General features: G+C 66.5%; 15 protein-coding genes. 9 read left to right on the top strand and 6 right to left on the bottom strand.

The annotated features are described in order from the left end of the window. From K2L43_RS02795 to K2L43_RS02765, 7 genes are all read left to right on the top strand, one after another. Window positions 1-1,686: an AMP-binding protein gene (locus K2L43_RS02795; protein WP_220638465.1), complete on the top strand. Its 1,686-nt coding sequence runs from the start codon at window positions 1-3 to the stop codon at window positions 1,684-1,686. Window positions 1,687-1,720: 34 nt separating this feature from the next. After that, a complete protein-coding gene (locus K2L43_RS02790; RefSeq protein ID WP_103738540.1) occupies window positions 1,721-2,647 on the top strand; it encodes an MBL fold metallo-hydrolase in 927 nt (308 codons plus the stop codon). A 250-nt stretch (window positions 2,648-2,897) separates the two neighbouring features. Then, complete coding sequence (locus K2L43_RS02785; RefSeq protein ID WP_011803973.1) at window positions 2,898-5,204, top strand: TonB-dependent siderophore receptor; 2,307 nt, start codon at window positions 2,898-2,900, stop codon at window positions 5,202-5,204. 52 nt (window positions 5,205-5,256) lie between these two features. Further along, a complete protein-coding gene (locus tag K2L43_RS02780; RefSeq protein ID WP_220638464.1) occupies window positions 5,257-6,354 on the top strand; it encodes an alpha-hydroxy acid oxidase in 1,098 nt (365 codons plus the stop codon). Further along, window positions 6,348-7,031 carry a Fe2+-dependent dioxygenase gene (locus K2L43_RS02775; RefSeq protein ID WP_196994455.1) on the top strand — a complete coding sequence of 228 codons (684 nt, stop codon included), beginning with the start codon at window positions 6,348-6,350 and terminating at the stop codon, window positions 7,029-7,031. Before K2L43_RS02780 ends, K2L43_RS02775 begins: the two co-directional genes overlap by 7 nt. A 58-nt stretch (window positions 7,032-7,089) precedes the next feature. Next, window positions 7,090-7,359: a PepSY domain-containing protein gene (locus tag K2L43_RS02770; RefSeq protein WP_011803970.1), complete on the top strand. Its 270-nt coding sequence runs from the start codon at window positions 7,090-7,092 to the stop codon at window positions 7,357-7,359. Then, window positions 7,340-7,912, top strand: a complete 573-nt coding sequence (locus K2L43_RS02765; protein ID WP_011803969.1) for a cytochrome b/b6 domain-containing protein — start codon at window positions 7,340-7,342, stop codon at window positions 7,910-7,912. The genes K2L43_RS02770 and K2L43_RS02765 overlap by 20 nt, the downstream gene beginning before the upstream one ends. Before the next feature lie 75 nt (window positions 7,913-7,987). Here the strand turns inward: K2L43_RS02765 and K2L43_RS02760 are convergent, their stop codons facing one another. Next, entirely contained in the window at window positions 7,988-9,970 is a 1,983-nt protein-coding gene (locus K2L43_RS02760) for a lytic transglycosylase domain-containing protein (protein ID WP_220638463.1), read from the bottom strand. A 14-nt stretch (window positions 9,971-9,984) separates the two neighbouring features. Between K2L43_RS02760 and K2L43_RS02755 the strand changes: the two genes are divergently transcribed. Then, window positions 9,985-10,557, top strand: coding sequence for a 5-formyltetrahydrofolate cyclo-ligase (locus K2L43_RS02755; RefSeq protein ID WP_103738534.1), 573 nt, complete (start codon window positions 9,985-9,987; stop codon window positions 10,555-10,557). A 49-nt stretch (window positions 10,558-10,606) separates the two neighbouring features. Here K2L43_RS02755 and K2L43_RS02750 read toward each other — a convergent pair whose 3' ends face one another. The 5 genes from K2L43_RS02750 to K2L43_RS02730 are packed head-to-tail and all read right to left on the bottom strand — an operon-like array spanning window position 10,607 to window position 15,599. Beyond that, complete coding sequence (locus tag K2L43_RS02750; RefSeq protein ID WP_220638462.1) at window positions 10,607-11,392, bottom strand: DeoR/GlpR family DNA-binding transcription regulator; 786 nt, start codon at window positions 11,390-11,392, stop codon at window positions 10,607-10,609. Between the two features lie 4 nt (window positions 11,393-11,396). Continuing rightward, window positions 11,397-12,470 carry an ABC transporter ATP-binding protein gene (locus tag K2L43_RS02745; protein ID WP_220638461.1) on the bottom strand — a complete coding sequence of 358 codons (1,074 nt, stop codon included), beginning with the start codon at window positions 12,468-12,470 and terminating at the stop codon, window positions 11,397-11,399. 24 nt (window positions 12,471-12,494) lie between these two features. Continuing rightward, window positions 12,495-13,328 (bottom strand): carbohydrate ABC transporter permease, encoded by an 834-nt coding sequence (locus K2L43_RS02740; protein ID WP_220638460.1) that lies wholly within the window; start codon window positions 13,326-13,328, stop codon window positions 12,495-12,497. Between the two features lie 2 nt (window positions 13,329-13,330). Further along, window positions 13,331-14,263 carry a carbohydrate ABC transporter permease gene (locus K2L43_RS02735; RefSeq protein WP_220638459.1) on the bottom strand — a complete coding sequence of 311 codons (933 nt, stop codon included), beginning with the start codon at window positions 14,261-14,263 and terminating at the stop codon, window positions 13,331-13,333. Between the two features lie 7 nt (window positions 14,264-14,270). Next, window positions 14,271-15,599, bottom strand: coding sequence for an ABC transporter substrate-binding protein (locus K2L43_RS02730; RefSeq protein ID WP_220638458.1), 1,329 nt, complete (start codon window positions 15,597-15,599; stop codon window positions 14,271-14,273). A gap of 56 nt (window positions 15,600-15,655) precedes the next feature. Between K2L43_RS02730 and K2L43_RS02725 the strand changes: the two genes are divergently transcribed. Next, window positions 15,656-16,573 carry a phosphodiesterase gene (locus K2L43_RS02725; RefSeq protein ID WP_220638457.1) on the top strand — a complete coding sequence of 306 codons (918 nt, stop codon included), beginning with the start codon at window positions 15,656-15,658 and terminating at the stop codon, window positions 16,571-16,573. The last annotated feature ends 2 nt before the right edge of the window (window positions 16,574-16,575 follow it).

The following is a 16,575-nucleotide window of genomic DNA, read 5'->3' as shown; positions in this document are numbered from 1 at the left end:
ATGGAACGAATCTGGCTCAAGAACTACCCCGCTGGCGTGCCGCACGACGTGGATGCCGATGCCTACCCCTCGGTGGCGCAGATGCTGGAGGAGTCCTTCCACCGCCACGCCGACAGCCCGTTCTCGGTGTGCATGGACCGGTGGATGAGCTACCGCGAACTCGACCGCCTGTCAGCCCGGCTCGGCGCGTGGCTACAGGGCCAGGGTCTCGCGCCCGGTGCGCGCGTGGCCATCATGCTGCCCAACGTGCCGCAGTTCGCGGTGACCATGGCCGCCGTGCTGCGCGCGGGCTACACGTGCGTGAACGTGAACCCGCTGTACACCGCGCGCGAGCTGGAGCACCAGCTCAAGGACTCGGGCGCCACGGCCATCGTCATCCTGGAGAACTTCGCGCACACGCTGGCCGAGGTGATCGACCACACGGCCGTGCAGCACGTGGTGATCGCCTCCATGGGCGACCTGCTGGGCGCCTGGTACGGACGCTGGATCACCTTTGCCGTGCGCCACCTGGCCAAGATGGTGCCCGCGTACGAGCTGCCCCTGACGGGCGGGCGCCAAGTGATCAGTTTCAAGCGCGCGCTGGCCCTGGGCGAGCGGCGCACGCTGACCCCGGCGCGCGTCGCGCCCGACACGCCGGCCTTCCTGCAGTACACGGGCGGCACCACGGGCCTGTCCAAAGGCGCAGTGCTCACCCAGCGCAACATCGTCGCCGCGACGCTGCAGGCCGAGGCCTGGTTCACCCCCGCGCTGGGCAAGATCGGCGACCTGAGCCGCGCCAACAGCATTGCCGCGCTGCCGCTGTACCACATCTTCGCGCTCACGCTGTGCCTGCTGGCCATCCGCCAGGGCTCGCGCCTGACGCTGATCCCGAACCCGCGGGACATCCCCAAGTTCGTGGAGGTGCTGAAGAAGCGCCCCTTCCACATGCTGCCCGCCGTGAACACGCTGTTCAACGCACTGCTGCAGAACCCGCAGTTCCGCCATCTGGATTTCTCGCAGCTGTGCGTGGCGCAGGCCGGCGGCATGGCCGCGACCGAGGCCACGGCCCAGCAGTGGAAGTCCGTGACGGGCGCCACCATGATCGAAGGCTGGGGCATGAGCGAGACCTGCGCCATCGGCACCAACAACCCGGTGAACAGCACCGCCTTCAGCGGCAGCATCGGCCTGCCGCTGCCGGGCATCGACATCGCCATCAAGGACGACGCAGGCGCGAGCCTGCCCATCGGCTCGGCGGGCGAAATCTGCATCAAGGGCCCCAACGTGATGCCCGGCTACTACAACCAACCCGAGGAAAATGCCAAGGCCTTCACGCCCGACGGCTTCATGCGCACGGGCGACATCGGCGTGATGGACGAGGAGGGCTATACGCGCATCATCGACCGCAAGAAGGACATGATCCTGGTGAGCGGCTTCAACGTCTTCCCCAACGAACTGGAGCAGGTGGTGGCCCTGTGCCCGGGCGTGCTGGAATGCGCCGCCGTGGGCGTGGCCGACGACAAGCAGGGCGAAGCCATCAAGGTGTTCGTGGTGCGCAGCGACCCCTCGCTGACCGAGGACGACGTGGTGCGCTACTGCCATGAACACCTGACCGGCTACAAGCGGCCAAAATACATCGAATTCCGCGACGAACTGCCCAAGACCAACGTGGGCAAGATCCTGCGACGGGAGCTGCGCGACGGCAAGTGATGCCGCGCTCCGGTTACTCCAATTTTCATAGCTGATGCCGCTTGTTCCACCTGCCCTACCACCGGAAATCATTGTCATCGAGCGCGGCTGGCTGTCGGCCAACAACGTGCTGCTGTTGGGGCGCGACTGCACGGCGCTGGTGGACAGCGGCTACTGCGCCCACGCGCCGCAAACCGTGGCGCTGGTGGAGTCGGCGCTGGACGGGCGTGTGCTGGACCAGTTGCTCAATACCCACCTGCACAGCGACCATTGCGGCGGCAATGCCGCGCTGCAGGCGCGCTGGCCGCAGCTTGCCACCCGCATCCCCCCGGGGCAGTGGGCACAGGTGCAGGACTGGGACCCGGTGGCGCTGAGCTACGTGCCCACCGGCCAGGAGTGCCCGCGCTTTCGTGCCGACGGCGTGCTGCCCCCCGGCACCGAGGTGCAGCTGGGCGACCGCGCGTGGCAGGTGCACGCAGCCCCGGGGCATGACACCCATGCCGTGGTGCTGTTCGAGCCGCACGCCCGCGTGCTGATCTCGGGCGACGCGCTCTGGGAGAACGGCTTCGGCGTGGTGTTCCCCGAACTGGACGGCGAGCAGGCCTTTGCCGAGGTGGGCGCCACGCTGGATCTGATCGAGCGGCTGAACCCGCTCACCGTGATCCCCGGCCACGGCAGCGTGTTTGGCGACGTGCCCGCCGCGCTGGCGCGGGCGCGGCGCCGGCTGGCGGGTTTCGAGGCCGACCCGGTCAAACACGCGCGCCACGCGGCCAAGGTGCTGCTCAAGTACAAGCTGCTGGAATGGCAGCAGGCGCCGCTGGCGCAAGTGCATGCCTGGTTGGCGGCCACACCGTACTTCGGCCTGCTGCACCAGCGACACTTTGCGCAGCAGACCGCATCCGTCTGGGCCGAGCAGCTGATGCAGGAACTGGTGGACGCCGGCGCGGCCCGGCGCGAGGGCGGCGCGCTGCTCAACGCCTGATCGCCCTGCCGCCGTGTGCCATCCGGCAGCGGGATATGCGCCAGCATTGGCCGAATGCTTGCCGCGCTGGGCGGGACTTGGCGGGACTTCGCGCGCCCAACCGTGTGTTTGTTGCCAAACCACCACAAAACACCACTGCTGCTGACGTTTCCGCCACTGTGGGTGAGGCATTTTTGCACTTATTGACGCAAACGAGATTGATTCGCAACAATAATCCCTAGCGAATAATTCCAACCTCTCGTTTCCAGCAATGCCCTCCTCCTCCCCTCTCAAGAAGCCCAAGAGCCTGCGCATGGCCGCAGCCCTGCTGCCGCTGAGCGCCATCGCCCAGGTGCAGCCCACGCCCGCCCCCGTCACCACCCTGCCCACGGTGACGGTGCAGGAGCAGGCCATCGATCCCAACCCCAACGCCGAGGTCGGCGCGCCCTACAAGGCCAAGACCTCCGCCGACACGCGCCACACCCGCCCGCTGGCCGAGACGCCGCAGACCATCCAAGTGGTCACCGGCGAGGCCATCCGCGACTCCGGCGCCACCGACCTCAAGCAGATCCTGGCCGCGCAGCCCGGCATCACCCTGGGCACGGGCGAAAACGGCAACGCCTTTGGCGACCGCTACATCATCCGCGGCCAGGAGGCGCGCTCGGACGTGTTCGTGGACGGCCTGCGCGACCCCGGCATGACCACGCGCGAGAGCTTCGCCATCGAGCAGGTGGAAGTCACCAAGGGCCCCAACTCCAGCTTCGCGGGCCGCGGCTCGGCAGGCGGCGCGGTGAACGCCGTGACCAAGCAGGCCACGCTGGACTATGACTTCACACGCGTGTCCGCCGGCGTGGGCACCGACAGCCACCACCGCGTGACGCTGGACATGAACAAGGGCTTCACCGACAAGTTCGCCCTGCGCGCCAACGCCCTGACCTCGGGCGAGGACGTGCCGGGCCGCAGCCCCTCGCAGCGCCGCCGCGACGGCCTGGCGCTGTCGGGCCTATGGGAGCTGAACCAAGACCTGTCCGTCACGCTGGACTACTATGGCCTGCGCGCCAAGGACAAGCATCCCGACCTGGGCGGCTACCTCGTGGGCACGGTGCCCAACCGCCGCCCCGCCACGGGTGTGCCGGTCTATGCGCAGAACAGCGACTTCCTGAATTCCGACGTGGACACGGTCACCGCGCGCATCGCCTACCGCTTTGCGCCCGACCTCAAACTCACCAGCCTGACGCGCTACGGCCAGTCGGACAACCGCTACGCCACCACGGGAGCCTCCAACGGCACGGTGCTGGACGCGGCCAACAACCCGATCGGCACGGCCGGCGTGCTGGACGGCGGCCACACCGGCTGGCAGGACGTGAAATATTTCGCGCACCAGAGCAACCTGCGCTGGGACAAGCAGATCGGCAGCCTCAAGCATGAATTCATCTTCGGCTTCGAATACACCGACCACAAGGTGAAGTCCGGCAACTACGGCGTGACCAACACCGGCGCCACCAACTGCCGCGTTTCGGGCCGCAACGGCCCGCAGGCCGGCTGGTGCATCACTGATCTGAACGGCAACCCCGTGAGCAACCTGGGCGACCTGGCCGGCCGCAGCTACGAACGCCGCAGTTGGACACGCGACTGGCGCGTGAAGACCTTCGCGCTGTCGGCCATGGACACGGTGGACCTGACCGACCAGTGGACCGTGTTCGGCGGCCTGCGCGCCGACCACTACGACCTGTCGCTGGACACCCGCAACAACCAGACGGGCGCGATCACGGGCAACTACGGCTTCAACGACACACTGCTCAACGGCCACCTGGGTGTGAGCTACAAGATCAACCCCATGGGTATGGTCTATGCAAGCTACGGCACGGCGCAGGACATCAACGGCGGCGAACCCGACACCGGCACGAGCAGCGGCTACGGCGGCCTGGTGATCCACAACGGCAGCGCCGCCGGCGCCAAGCCCGAGACCTCGCAGAACATCGAGCTGGGCACCAAGTGGAACCTGCTGGACGACAAGCTGCTGGCCACCGCCGCCGTGTTCCAGACCACCAAGGACGACGTGATGGAGGGCGCCAACTACGACACTGAAGGCACCTTCAATACCGGCAAGAACCGCGTGCGCGGCATCGAACTGGGCCTGGCCGGCAATCTCACCAAGAACTTCCAGCTGCAAGCCGGAGCGGCGATCATGAAATCCAAGGTGCTGCGCTCGGCCGTGGCGTCCAACGTGGGCAACCCGCTGTCCAACTTCGCCGACCGCTCCTTCACCGTACAGGGCAAGTACCAGCTCACGCGCGACTTCTCCTTCGGCGCCGTGGCGCGCTACGAGAGCAGCCGCTGCGGCGGCCAGCCCGACACCGGCGCCGGCTACACCAACGGCATGTGCTCGCAGCCGGTGCCCTCGTTCAGCGTGTACGACCTGTTCGCGTCCTACCGCATCAACAAGCACGCCGACCTGCGCCTGAACGTGCTGAACGTGACCGACAAGGACTACTACACCGCCGTGTACCGCTCGGGCGCCTTCCTGTACAAGGGCGACGGCCGCGCAGTGCGCCTGACGCTGAACCTGGACTTGTAATCAAATCGGCCGCTAGCGCTTGATGGACAAGCGCTGGCAGCTATCAAATTTGATGACACCACATATTCCCGCAGGCGTCTGGAACGCCATCGACTACGAGCGGCTCGCGCCCCAGCACATGGACGCGGGCCGTCTTGCCTATGTGGCCGGCGGCTGCGGCTGGGACCGCACGGTGGCCGCCAACCGCGCCGCCTTCACCGCCTGGGCCATCGTGCCGCGCCTGCTGCGCGACGTGCGCGGCGGCCACACGCGGCTCACGCTGGGTGGGCTGGACCTGCCCCACCCGCTGCTGCTGGCCCCGGTGGCGCACCAGCGCCTGGCCCACTCCGAGGCAGAAGTCGCCACCGCCCGCGCCGCCCAGGCCACGGGCACCTGCCTGGTGGCCAGCACGCTGTCATCGTGCACGCTGGAGGCAATCGCGGGTGCCGCCGGCCCCGCGCGCTGGTTCCAGCTGTACCTGCAGCCCGAGCGAGAACACACGCTCGCCCTACTGCGCCGCGCCGAGGCCGCGGGCTACCGCGCCATCGTGCTCACGCTGGACGCCAGCATCCAGCTGGCCAGCCGCAGCGCGCTGCAGGCGGGTTTTGTGATGCCCGCCGACTGCACGCCCGCCAACCTGGCGGCCTACCCACCGCCCGCGCCGCCCGTACTGGGCGCGGACGACAGCCGCATCTTCCAGGGCGCCATGCGCCACGCCCCTACCTGGGACGACCTGCGCTGGCTGCTGGGCGAGACCCGCCTGCCCGTATGGATCAAGGGCGTCATGCACCCCGACGACGCCCGCGCGCTGCAGGCGGCGGGCGCGGCCGGCCTCATCGTCTCCAACCACGGCGGGCGCAGCCTGGACGGGGCACCCGCGTCCCTGCATCGCCTGCCCGCCGTGCGCGCCGCCGTGGGCGAGGGCTACCCCGTGCTGCTGGACGGCGGCGTGCGCAGCGGCGCCGACGCCTTCAAGGCCCTGGCACTGGGGGCCGACGCCGTGCTCATCGGCCGCCTGCAGATGTACGCCCTGGCCGTGGCGGGTGCGCTGGGCGTGGCCCACATGCTGCAGCTGCTGACCGAGGAGCTGCACGCCTGCATGGCCCAGGCCGGCTGTGCCCAGCTCTGCGACATCACCCCCAATTGCCTCACACCGCAACCACCATGCTGATCTCCATCGACCAGGTCCTCTCCAAGACGGAGGTGCGCGACTTTCGCGCCCAACTGGACGCCGCCGCCTGGGAGGACGGCGCCGCCACCGCCGGCACGCTGGCCAAGAGCGTCAAGCGCAACCAGCAGATCACCGACGGCAGCGAACTCTGCCAGCGCCTGGGCCAGCACATCCTGCGCCGGCTGAGCAGCACGCCGCTGTTCATCAGCGCCGCGCTGCCGCGCACCATCTACCCGCCGAAGTTCAACCGCTACGCCGACGGCGGCACCTACGGCGCGCACGTGGACAGCGCGCTCATGTTCCTGCCCGGCAGCCACCAGCAGATGCGCACCGACCTGTCGGCCACGCTGTTCCTGGCCGAGCCCGAGGAATACGACGGCGGCGAGCTGGAGGTGGAGGGCCCCTTCGGCGTGCAGGCCGTGAAGCTGGCCGCCGGCGACATGGTGCTGTACCCCTCCAGCAGCCTGCACCGCGTCACGCCCGTCACGCGCGGCGCGCGCGTGGCATCGTTCTTCTGGATCGAGAGCCTGGTGCAGGACGAGGGCGAGCGCACGCTGCTGTTCGACCTGGACCAGTCCATCCAGCAACTCACGCCGCTGGTGGCGCCCGACGACCCGCGCCTGGTACAGCTCACGGGCGTGTACCACAACCTGCTGCGCCGCTGGGCCAGGCCCTGAGCACACCGGCGAACGATCACCGCAACCCATTCCTTCCCGCCAAGAAAGAGAGCCCCGCATGACATCCTGGATCCCGCACATCGCCGCCCTGGCGCTCGCCGTCTCGGCCAGCAGCGCCTTCGCCCACGGCAAGGTCACCTGCCCCGAGCATCCCCCCGCCGAATGGCGACCGCACACCGAGCTGGAGCAGAAGCTCGTGAAGGAAGGCTGGACCGTGCGCCGCATGGAAAAGACCGAAACCTGCTACGAGGTCTACGGCAAAGACCCGCAGGGCAAGCGCGTGGAAGCCTTCTTCGACCCCAAGACGCTTGAGCGCGTTCAAGACTGACGGTGCGCGCGCCGCTGGCGCACCGCTGCGCGTGTGGGACCGGCCCGTGCGCCTGCTGCACTGGGGCCTGGCCGCGTGCGTGGCCATGGCCTGGTGGAGCAGCGACGACACCGGTCCGCTGCACGAGCGCGTGGGCTACGTGGCCCTGGCCCTGCTGGCCGCGCGCGTGGCGTGGGGATTCGGCGGCAGCCGCTATGCGCGCTTCGCCCAGTTCGTGCGCACGCCTGCGGCCACGCTGGCCTATGCGCGCCTGGCGCTGGCGGGCCATGCGCCGCGCTACCTCGGCCACAACCCGCTGGGCGCCTGGATGGTGCTGGCACTGCTGGCGATCATGGCGTTGCTGGGCTTCACGGGCTGGCTCTACACCACCGACCGGTTCTGGGGCTATGGCTGGCTGGCCCACCTGCACCAGTCCCTGGGCTGGGCCCTGCTGGCCTGCGTGGCCCTGCATGTGGGCGGTGTGCTATGGACCTGCCTGCAGCACCGCGAGAACCTGGTGCGCGCCATGGTCACCGGCCGCAAGGCGCCGCCGCGGGGTGACGATGTGGCATGAAAAATGGCTCCAGCGCTTACCCTGCAAGCGCTAAAAGCTCCTTTTTATATAGCGCAGCAGGCCCTCAAGGCAGATTCAAGGCAGATCCTTGTTCGGCTCCGGCGCGCGCGCGTCGCGCGGGCCCACGGTGCCCAGCCGGCTCTTGAGCGACTGCGGCTGGCCGGTGAGGATGGCGGCGTAGTTCACCGTATTGGCCAGCACCTTCTTCACATAGTCGCGCGTCTCGCTGAAGGGCACGTTCTCGGCCCAGATGGCCGCGTCCAGCACCGGGCCGTTGCGCCAGTTGCGCGGGCGGCCCGGGCCGGCGTTGTAGGCTGCCGCCGCCAGGGGCATGGAACCGTCGAAGTCGTCCAGCGCCAGCTTCAGATAGGCGGTGCCGATGGTGATGTTGGTGTCGCGGTCGTAGAGCTGCTGGGGGGAGAAGCCCTCCAGGCCGATCTTGCGCGCCGTCCAGCGCGCGGTGGCGGGCATCACCTGCATCAGGCCCGACGCGCCCACGCCCGAGCGGGCATCCATGATGAAGCGGCTTTCCTGGCGGATCAGGCCATAGACATAGGCCGGGTCCAGCCCGATGCCGCGCGCGCGCTCCACCACGGCGGAGCGGAACGGCATCGGAAAGCGCTGCGCCGCGTCGATCACGCCCTTGGTGCGCTCGCTGGTGTTGATGCAGCGGTCCCACACCTCGCGCTGGCAGGCGAAGTCGGCCGCCGCCAGCAGCTCGCGCTCGCCCATGCCGCCAGGGGTGTGCAGGTTGGTGGTGTAGTTCCACTCGCGCACGCCTTCGCTGCGCAGGCCCATCAGGATGGCGTACAGCGCACGGTTCAGGCCGGGGTTGGCGCGCGCGGTGGCTTTTTCTTCCTCGGTCAGCGGTGCGGGCGCCGGGGGCGGCGTGACGCGCTCGCCCAGCTCCTCCAGCGCCAGCTGTTCATAAAAACCCGTGGTGCCGGCGATGCGCGCATACAGCTGGCGCGCGGCCGCACGATCCTCGTCGCCGGGACGGTTGGCCATGAGGGCGCGCGCCTTCCAGTACGTCCAGACGCTTTCCTGGCGCGCCGCGGGGCTCATGGCATCGATGCTGCGGCCCACCAGCTTCCATTGCCCGGCCCGCAGCGCGGCGCGCGCGCGCCAGGCCAGCATGTCGTCGGTCAGGTCGGCATCGCGGCCCACGTTGGCGTAGTAGCTGAGCGCATCGGGCGACAGCGCCGTGGCGGCCTGCTTGCCGATCAGGCCCCAGAGCCAGTTGCGCTCCTCGGCCGACAGGTGCGGCCCCCATTTGCTGTCCAGCAGGCTGGCGGCGTTGGCGACATCGCTCATGGCCATGCGGGTCAGCGCCAGCACCACCAGTTCCTGGCGCTCCTTGCCACGCGCCGTGGCGCGGCCCGTGAGGTACTTGGTGGGCGAATCCAGCGCCTCGCGCAGTTGCGGCAGCGCATCGGGCGCGACGATTTCCACCGCCTTGCGCACCACGCGCAGGCGGTTGGCCTCTGCGCCCAGACGCGCCTTGCGCCACACGTCCAGGGGCTTGATTTTCTTGGCGGCCAGCATCTCGGCGGCGGCACTGGAGCAGCCGTCGTCCAGCTCGCGCAGCGCATACCAGTGGCGCAGCATCTCGGCGCCGGCACTCTCGGCGGCCGTGCCCTTGATCTGCTCGATCGCGAGCGCGTAGCAATGCACTTCGCGGTCATCGCCCATGCGGAACTGCGGGTGAAATTCTGCGAACTGGTCCCAGTCGCGGCGTTGGCCCAGCAGCAGCAGCCAGTCGTTGCGCAGGCGGTCTTCCTGGTAGGTGCCAGCCCAGCGCTGCAGGAAGGCGGTCACTTCGGAGGGTTGGGCCTCCTCCAGCCGCGCACGCAGTTCCCAGTACGCGGCCCAGGGCTCCAGGGCATGGCCGCGCGCGCCCGGCAGCAGCGCGGCAAGCCTCTGCTTGTCGCCCTTGCGGAAGGCCTTTTGCATCTCCAGGACGGTGTCATCGCCGCGGTTTTGCGCCCCGGCCCACGGTGCGGCGGTGGCCAGCGCAGCGCCGGCGATCAGCGGTGTCAGAATCTTCATCCAAAGCATTGGGGGATTATGTGATGGACAAAGCAGCCCTGCGCCGCGCATTGGTAGAACAGCGCCTGAATCTGCCGGACCGCCTGCAGCGCGCCGACCAGTTGCAACGCGTGATGCGCATCTGGCTGGTGGACCGCCCGGACACCATCATCGGCGCCTACTGGCCGATCAAGGGTGAGTTCGATCCGCTGCCCGCGCTGCACCGCTGGAAGGAAGATGGCGAGTTGCTGGACGAGCCCCAGCTGCGCCGCATCGGCCTGCCCGTGGTGGACAAGGTGCACAAGACGCTCACCTTCCACGCCTGGTATCCCGGCTGCCCCATGGAGGAAGACGCCTACGGCATCCCCAAGCCCAAGGACACCGAGCTCATCCACCCCACGCTGCTGTTCGTGCCCTGCGTGGGCTACGGCCCGGGCGGCTACCGCCTGGGCTACGGCGGGGGCTTCTACGACCGCACGCTGGCTGCGCTGCAGCCCCGCCCCGCCACCGTGGGCCTGGGGTTCACCCACGGCTACCTGGACGACTTCGAGCCCGAGGCACACGATCTGCCGCTGGACGCCATCCTGAACGACAACGGGGTGGTGTGGCCGGTTTGATGAAGCCCCAGAGCAGCGCCCATGGCACCCCTGGTCGTCCGGGTGCGCCTTATGCCTGCGCTGCGCTACCCACCACAACCACCCGCACCTTTTGGGTTGCGTTGAGCAGAGCCGCGGGGAGCGTCTGGTCAGTCACCAACACCTGCACCTGGTCCCAGGGCAGGCTGGTAATGAGGCCAGGCGCCTCGAATTTGCTGCTATCGGCCACCACGATGACCGTGCCCGCATGTAGGCAGACGGCCTGTTTGAACTCTACTTCGAAGGGGTCAAAGTCCAGGCAACCGCCACGCGAGCTGAGCGACGCCACCGAGACCACCAGGTAGTCGGGGTGCAACTGGGTCGCAAAACGCACAGCATTGGCCCCAGCCAGGGTCAGGTCGCTGCTGCGCAGCGTGCCGCCAGGAAGCATCACCGTGTGGCGCTCACCGCCTTGTGCCAGCGTTCGCGCCACCTCGAGGGATGGCGTCGCCACAGTCAACCCGCGCCGTTCTGCCAATGCCTCCGCAATGAAACATGCGGTGCTGCTGTTGTCCAGCACGAGGCTGGCACCGTCCGGCAACAAGGCCGAAACCTGCCGCGCGAGTCGGCGTTTGATGGCCACATTGCTGCGCAAACGCAACTGGAACGGCGACTCCTGCACATCTCGGTGCAGGCTCACGCCACCGTGGAATTTCTGCACAATGCCTTCGTCTGCCAGGGCCTGCAGGTCGCGCCGTACGGTTTCGCCCGAAACACCCAGCCGCTGCGCGAGCTCCACCGTGCCAATCGACGGCGTTGCCCGCAAGATCTCCACGATGCGTTCTTGGCGCGTGCTCAAAATGGGAGGCGGGGTCATTGCGTCAACCTTGTGCCGCAAGCGCCGCGCCTGTCGACCCGTCAAAAACCCGCAGCCGCGACAAATCCGGCGTGAGCTCGATGGATTGATCAGGCGCCAAGGCTGCGTCAGCTTCGGTGCGCACCAGCACATCCCCGCCACCCAGCCGTATCTGAGCATAAGCCTCGGCGCCCAGGCGCTCGACGCGCTGCACCAGCCCCGACCAGCCCAGCGGCACATCAGGCGCTGCGCTGGCCGAGATGCTCAACTCTTCAGGCCGCAGGCCCAGCACCGCACCGGGCTGCAGCGCCGCGCTGCCGTAGCGATCGTTCAGCCAGGCGCGGGCCGCGGGCATGCCATCGGGCACCGGCAAGAAGTTCATCTCCGGCGATCCGATGAAGGAAGCCACAAAGCGGTCAGCAGGCCGCCGGTACACCTCCATCGGGGCGCCCACCTGGCGCAAACGGCCTTTGTCCATCACGGCAATGCGCGTGCCCAGCGTCATGGCCTCCACCTGGTCGTGCGTGACATACACGATGGTGATGCCCAACTCCGCATGCAAGCGCTCGAGTTCGGCGCGCATGTGAGTGCGCAGCTTGGCGTCGAGATTGGACAGCGGTTCGTCAAACAGAAACACCTTGGGTTTGCGCACCAGCGCGCGGCCGATAGCCACACGCTGGCGCTGGCCGCCGGAGAGTTCGTTGGGCCGGCGCTGCAGCAAATCGGAGATCTGCAGCCGCCCGGCTGCTTCCTGCACGCGCTGATCCACTTCGCTGCGCGAAAGTTTGCTGGTGCGCAGCAGACCGAAGGCCATGTTCATGTAGACCGTCATGTGCGGATACAGCGCGTAGGACTGGAAGACCATGGCGATGTCACGCTCGTGCGGTTCGGCATGGGTCACATCGCGATCAGCAATCAGGAGCCGGCCCTCGCTGATGTCCTCCAGACCGGCGATCATGCGGAGCGTGGTGGATTTGCCGCAACCCGAAGGACCGACCAGCACCATGAACTCGCCCGCCTGCACTTCGAGGTCGAGTCGTTCCACGGCAACATGGTCTGGGTAGCGCTTGCTGATGCCCTGCAGGGAAATGGCAGACATGGTCTTGAATGATATGGCGATGGGTTATTTGAGGCCAGCGTGCATGAAGCTGTCGACAAAGCGGCGCTGGAAGATCAGAAACAGCAGCATCAGCGGCGCAATGACCACCATGGTGGCTGCCATGAGGCGCGGCCAGTCGGCACCACTGTCGGCTTTGGCCAGCAGGCCCAGACCGATCGGTAGGGTGCGTACCGCCTCGCTGTTGGTGACCAGCAAGGGCCACATATAGTCGTTCCAGTGCGTCACCACTGAAATCATGCCGAAAGCCACCAGAGTGGGCTTGACCAGCGGCAGGTAGACATGCCACAGCGTGGCCCAGTGGCCGCAGCCGTCCAGCCGCGCCGCGTCGGCGAGGTCTTGTGGCACCTGGCGAAATGCCTGGCGCAGCATGAAGGTGCCGTAGCCACTGGCGATGAAGGGCACCAGCAGCGCCCACAGGCTGTTGAGCAAACCGAGTTCGCGCACAGTGATGAAGTTGGTGAGGAAGGTAGCGTAGATGGGGAACATCACCTGCAGCAAAAAGAGGCCGAACAACAAGTCTCGCCCAGGAAAACGCAGCCGCGCGAACGCGTAGGCGGCCAGCGTGATCGTGGTCAGCTGCGCTAGCAGGATGCCGCCCGTCACGAGCAATGAGTTGAGCAAATAGGTGCCAAACGGGGCCACCGCCAATGCCGCCGGGTAGTTCTTCCACTGCAGCACCTGCGGCAGCAGGCCGGCGGCAGGGTCGAAAATTTCGGCGCGCGTCTTGAATGAGGTAACGATCATCCACACCAGCGGACTGAGCCACAGCAGCATGGCCGGCAGCAGCAGCCAGTGCATCCAGCGCGAGCGGGCAAACAGGAGTCGGGTGGCTGTCATGTTCAACGCCCCATGTAGTGAACGCGGCGCCCCAGCGTGACGGCCACGATGCCAATCAGCCCGATGACAACCAGCAGCAAAATATTGGCGATTGCCGATGCAGTGCCGATGTCCTGGAACTGGAAGGCGTTCTGATAGATGTAGAAAGTCAGCACGTTGGTGGCATCGGCGGGGCCGCCCTGCGTCATTACGAACACATAGTCAAAAATCTGGTACGAATGCAGCACGCCAATGATCACCACAAAGTACAGGGTGGGCGAGATCAGCGGCACAGTGATGTGAACCAGTTGCCTGAAGCCGGAGACACCGTCGAGCCGGGCTGCCTCATGAAGGTCACGCGGCACCAGTTGCAGCGCGGCCAGCAGAATCAGCATGAAGTACCCGGCGTATTTCCAGATGCTCATGAAAATGATGGCTGGCAAGGCCCACTGACTGTCGTACAGCCACTCCAGCTTGGGCAGTCCCAGCAACTCCATCAAGCCGTTGATGGGGCCATAGCCCGGAGCGTACAAAAACACCCACACCATCCCGGCGGCAACGGACGGGATCATCACCGGGTAAAAGAATGTGGACCGGTACAGCGCCGTTGCGCTGAGCCGGCGATCCAGGGCCACGGCCAGCACCAGCGCCAGACCGATTGAAGTAGGCACGGTCACAACCATGTAGACCACGGTGTTGCGCAGCGACTGCCAGAACAATGCGTCGTTCCACAACCGCGCGTAATTCTCCCAGCCGACAAAAAATATCTCGGGTGAGCCGAGTTGCACGTCGAAGAACCCGTAGATCAGCGACCGGATGATGGGCCAGTACGTGAATACAGCCAGGAAAACCAGCGAGGGCGCGAGCATCACCGCGGCGGTGATGAGTTCGCGCCGCCGCTGGCGGCGCCAGCTCGCGGACATGGTTTCCCGGGTGTCGGCCAGGAGCTTGCTCATGGTGTCATCAGCCGCGCCGGCGAATCAGGCGCTGGATTTCAAGGTTGGACTTGGCAGTGGCTTCGCGCAGCGCGGCGTCGGGCTTCAATTCACCGGCGAGCGTGCGGTCGATCGCACTTTGCAGGTGTGCGCGCACCTTGTGGTACCCCGGCACCTGCAAGAAAGCGCCAGCCACTTCTGCCGTCACGAACGCAGTGCGCGCCTCAGGCAACTTGGCCACATGTGCCTTGAGCGCCGGAGTCTCCCAGGACGACTTGCGGGCAGCCAGATAACCGGTGTCGATGCACCATTGCGCCTGGTTCTGCGTGTTGGTCATCCAGCGGGCAAAGGTCCATGCAGCGCGCTTGTGGGCGTCAGGCTGCTTCTTAGCAATCAGGATCGGCCCACCGCCCATGGTGGAGCCCAGTTGCTTGCCCTTGGGCATGGGCACCACGCCCACCGGGAACGAGGCGGACTTCAGGATGTTGGTCATCGAACCGGTGGAGTGGTAGAGCATTGCCGTGCGCCCTGCCATGAAGTCGTTGGCCGAGCTCTCCCAGGTGGAGGCCCCAGGCATCAACTTGGCCTGCGCCATGCGCAGCCAGAACTCCAGCGCATGCAGGCTCTCGGGCGCATCAAAGGCGACCTTGTCCTTGGTCCAGAACACCAGTCCGTTCTGGCGCACGAAACTCTCGAAAATCCAGTCGTGCCAACCACCGCCAATCGTCAGACCCCACTGCGACACGGTGTCGCCCTGGCGCACGCTCAAAGCCTTGGCGGCCGCCTCAAGCTCACTCCAGTTGGTGGGGGCGGCCTTGATGCCAGCCTTCTCGAAAGCCGCCTTGTTGTAGTACAGCACCGGCGTGCTGCACTGGAAAGGCAGGCCATAGAGCTTGTTGTCCGACATGCAGGTGCCCAGGAAACCTGGCATGAAGTCCTGGAAGATGTCATCGGCCTTGGCCAGTGCAGTCACGTCCTCCAGCGCGTCCATGCCCAGGAACGTCGTGAGCATGGAGTTGATCGGAAGCCAGCTGGCCGGCGGGTCGCCTACACCCAGCGCCGTCATCACCTTCTGCTCAGTGTTGTCGTAGCTGCCTGCGTAGATGGCTTCGACCTGAATGTCACTGTGCGCAGCATTGAAGCTGCTGATCATTTTGGAGACCAGGCGATTGATGTCACCCGAGACACCCACCGGGTACATGAAGGCCAGCTTGACCTGTTGTTGCCCGGAGGCAAACAGGGGCATGCCGCCCAGCATTGCAGCAGCCGACACGCTCGCGCTGCTCTTGAGAAACTGACGGCGCGCAGAAGAGACTTCTGCAGCCGGGCGAGGCATTGAGGGGGTGAAACGAGACATGACACGACTCCTTCAGGACATGGGGGAGGTAACACAACGCACGAAAACCAGCCCGCATGTTCTTTGCAGATCATGACAAACACGTTAAATCCACAAAATATTGCAATTTCACAATAATTTTTGTGGATTTTATTGAAATAAGCCTAAACTCAGCCCACATGCTCAACCCTTTGCTAATCGCCCAGCTGTCGGATTGCCACATCGGCACGGGCCCGAATTTTTTGAACGGGCGCATCGACACGGAGTCCGCGTTGCGCCGGGCGGTGGCGCACGTCGCGCTGCTGCAACCCAGCCCGGACCTAGTGATCCTGACCGGCGATCTGACCGAGCATGGCAGCGCCGCCGAATATGCGGTGGTAGCCGATGCGTTGGCTCCCTTGCAAATGCCGGTCTATGCCGTGCCGGGCAACCATGACGACCCCCTCAGGGCACGCGAAGCCCTCGCACCGTACATGCCGGCAGGGGCGGACAGCCCTGGCGATGCATGCTGCTATCACCTGCAGCACCAGGGCCTGCATCTCGTGGCACTCGACACGGTGGTGCCCCGGCAATCGCACGGCATGCTGGATGCCGCGCAGCTTTCCTGGCTGGCCCGCACCCTGGACGCTTGCAAAGGGGAGCCGGTGCTGATCTTCATGCACCATCCACCTCTGGCCACCGGCATCGAAGCCATGGATGCCTGCAGCCTGGTGTCCGGTTGCGATGAATTCGCAGCGTTGATCCGCCGCCATGGCTTGATCCAGGGAGTGTTGTGTGGCCACCTGCACCGCGCCGTGCAAATGCAGCTTGGCGGCGCTCCAGTGCACGTAGCGCCCTCGGTGGCGCATCAGATCGCGCTCGATTTGCGCCCTGGAGCGCCGCTGCGGGCGCGGCTTGAGCCTCCCAAAATTTCACTGCACCGCTGGTCTCCTTTGCATGGTCTGTGCACACACTCGAGCTACGTTGAAACCTTCGGCACGGACTGGCCTTTGTGACA

Source organism: Diaphorobacter sp. MNS-0, from assembly GCF_019602835.1.
Taxonomy (GTDB): domain Bacteria; phylum Pseudomonadota; class Gammaproteobacteria; order Burkholderiales; family Burkholderiaceae_C; genus Diaphorobacter; species Diaphorobacter nitroreducens.
Note: the sequence above shows the minus strand (reverse complement) of the source record. Positions and strands in the feature narration are given on the sequence as shown.

Excerpts from the sequence above, each read along its gene's own strand:
- K2L43_RS02795 (WP_220638465.1), top strand. The coding sequence starts at position 1 with ATGGAACGAATCTGGCTCAAGAACTACCCCGCTGGCGTGCCGCACGAC.
- K2L43_RS02790 (WP_103738540.1), top strand. The coding sequence starts at position 1,721 with ATGCCGCTTGTTCCACCTGCCCTACCACCGGAAATCATTGTCATCGAG.
- K2L43_RS02785 (WP_011803973.1), top strand. The coding sequence starts at position 2,898 with ATGCCCTCCTCCTCCCCTCTCAAGAAGCCCAAGAGCCTGCGCATGGCC.
- K2L43_RS02780 (WP_220638464.1), top strand. The coding sequence starts at position 5,257 with ATGACACCACATATTCCCGCAGGCGTCTGGAACGCCATCGACTACGAG.
- K2L43_RS02775 (WP_196994455.1), top strand. The coding sequence starts at position 6,348 with ATGCTGATCTCCATCGACCAGGTCCTCTCCAAGACGGAGGTGCGCGAC.
- K2L43_RS02770 (WP_011803970.1), top strand. The coding sequence starts at position 7,090 with ATGACATCCTGGATCCCGCACATCGCCGCCCTGGCGCTCGCCGTCTCG.
- K2L43_RS02760 (WP_220638463.1), bottom strand. The coding sequence starts at position 9,970 with ATGCTTTGGATGAAGATTCTGACACCGCTGATCGCCGGCGCTGCGCTG.
- K2L43_RS02755 (WP_103738534.1), top strand. The coding sequence starts at position 9,985 with ATGGACAAAGCAGCCCTGCGCCGCGCATTGGTAGAACAGCGCCTGAAT.
- K2L43_RS02750 (WP_220638462.1), bottom strand. The coding sequence starts at position 11,392 with ATGACCCCGCCTCCCATTTTGAGCACGCGCCAAGAACGCATCGTGGAG.
- K2L43_RS02745 (WP_220638461.1), bottom strand. The coding sequence starts at position 12,470 with ATGTCTGCCATTTCCCTGCAGGGCATCAGCAAGCGCTACCCAGACCAT.
- K2L43_RS02740 (WP_220638460.1), bottom strand. The coding sequence starts at position 13,328 with ATGACAGCCACCCGACTCCTGTTTGCCCGCTCGCGCTGGATGCACTGG.
- K2L43_RS02735 (WP_220638459.1), bottom strand. The coding sequence starts at position 14,263 with ATGAGCAAGCTCCTGGCCGACACCCGGGAAACCATGTCCGCGAGCTGG.
- K2L43_RS02730 (WP_220638458.1), bottom strand. The coding sequence starts at position 15,599 with ATGTCTCGTTTCACCCCCTCAATGCCTCGCCCGGCTGCAGAAGTCTCT.
- K2L43_RS02725 (WP_220638457.1), top strand. The coding sequence starts at position 15,656 with ATGTTCTTTGCAGATCATGACAAACACGTTAAATCCACAAAATATTGC.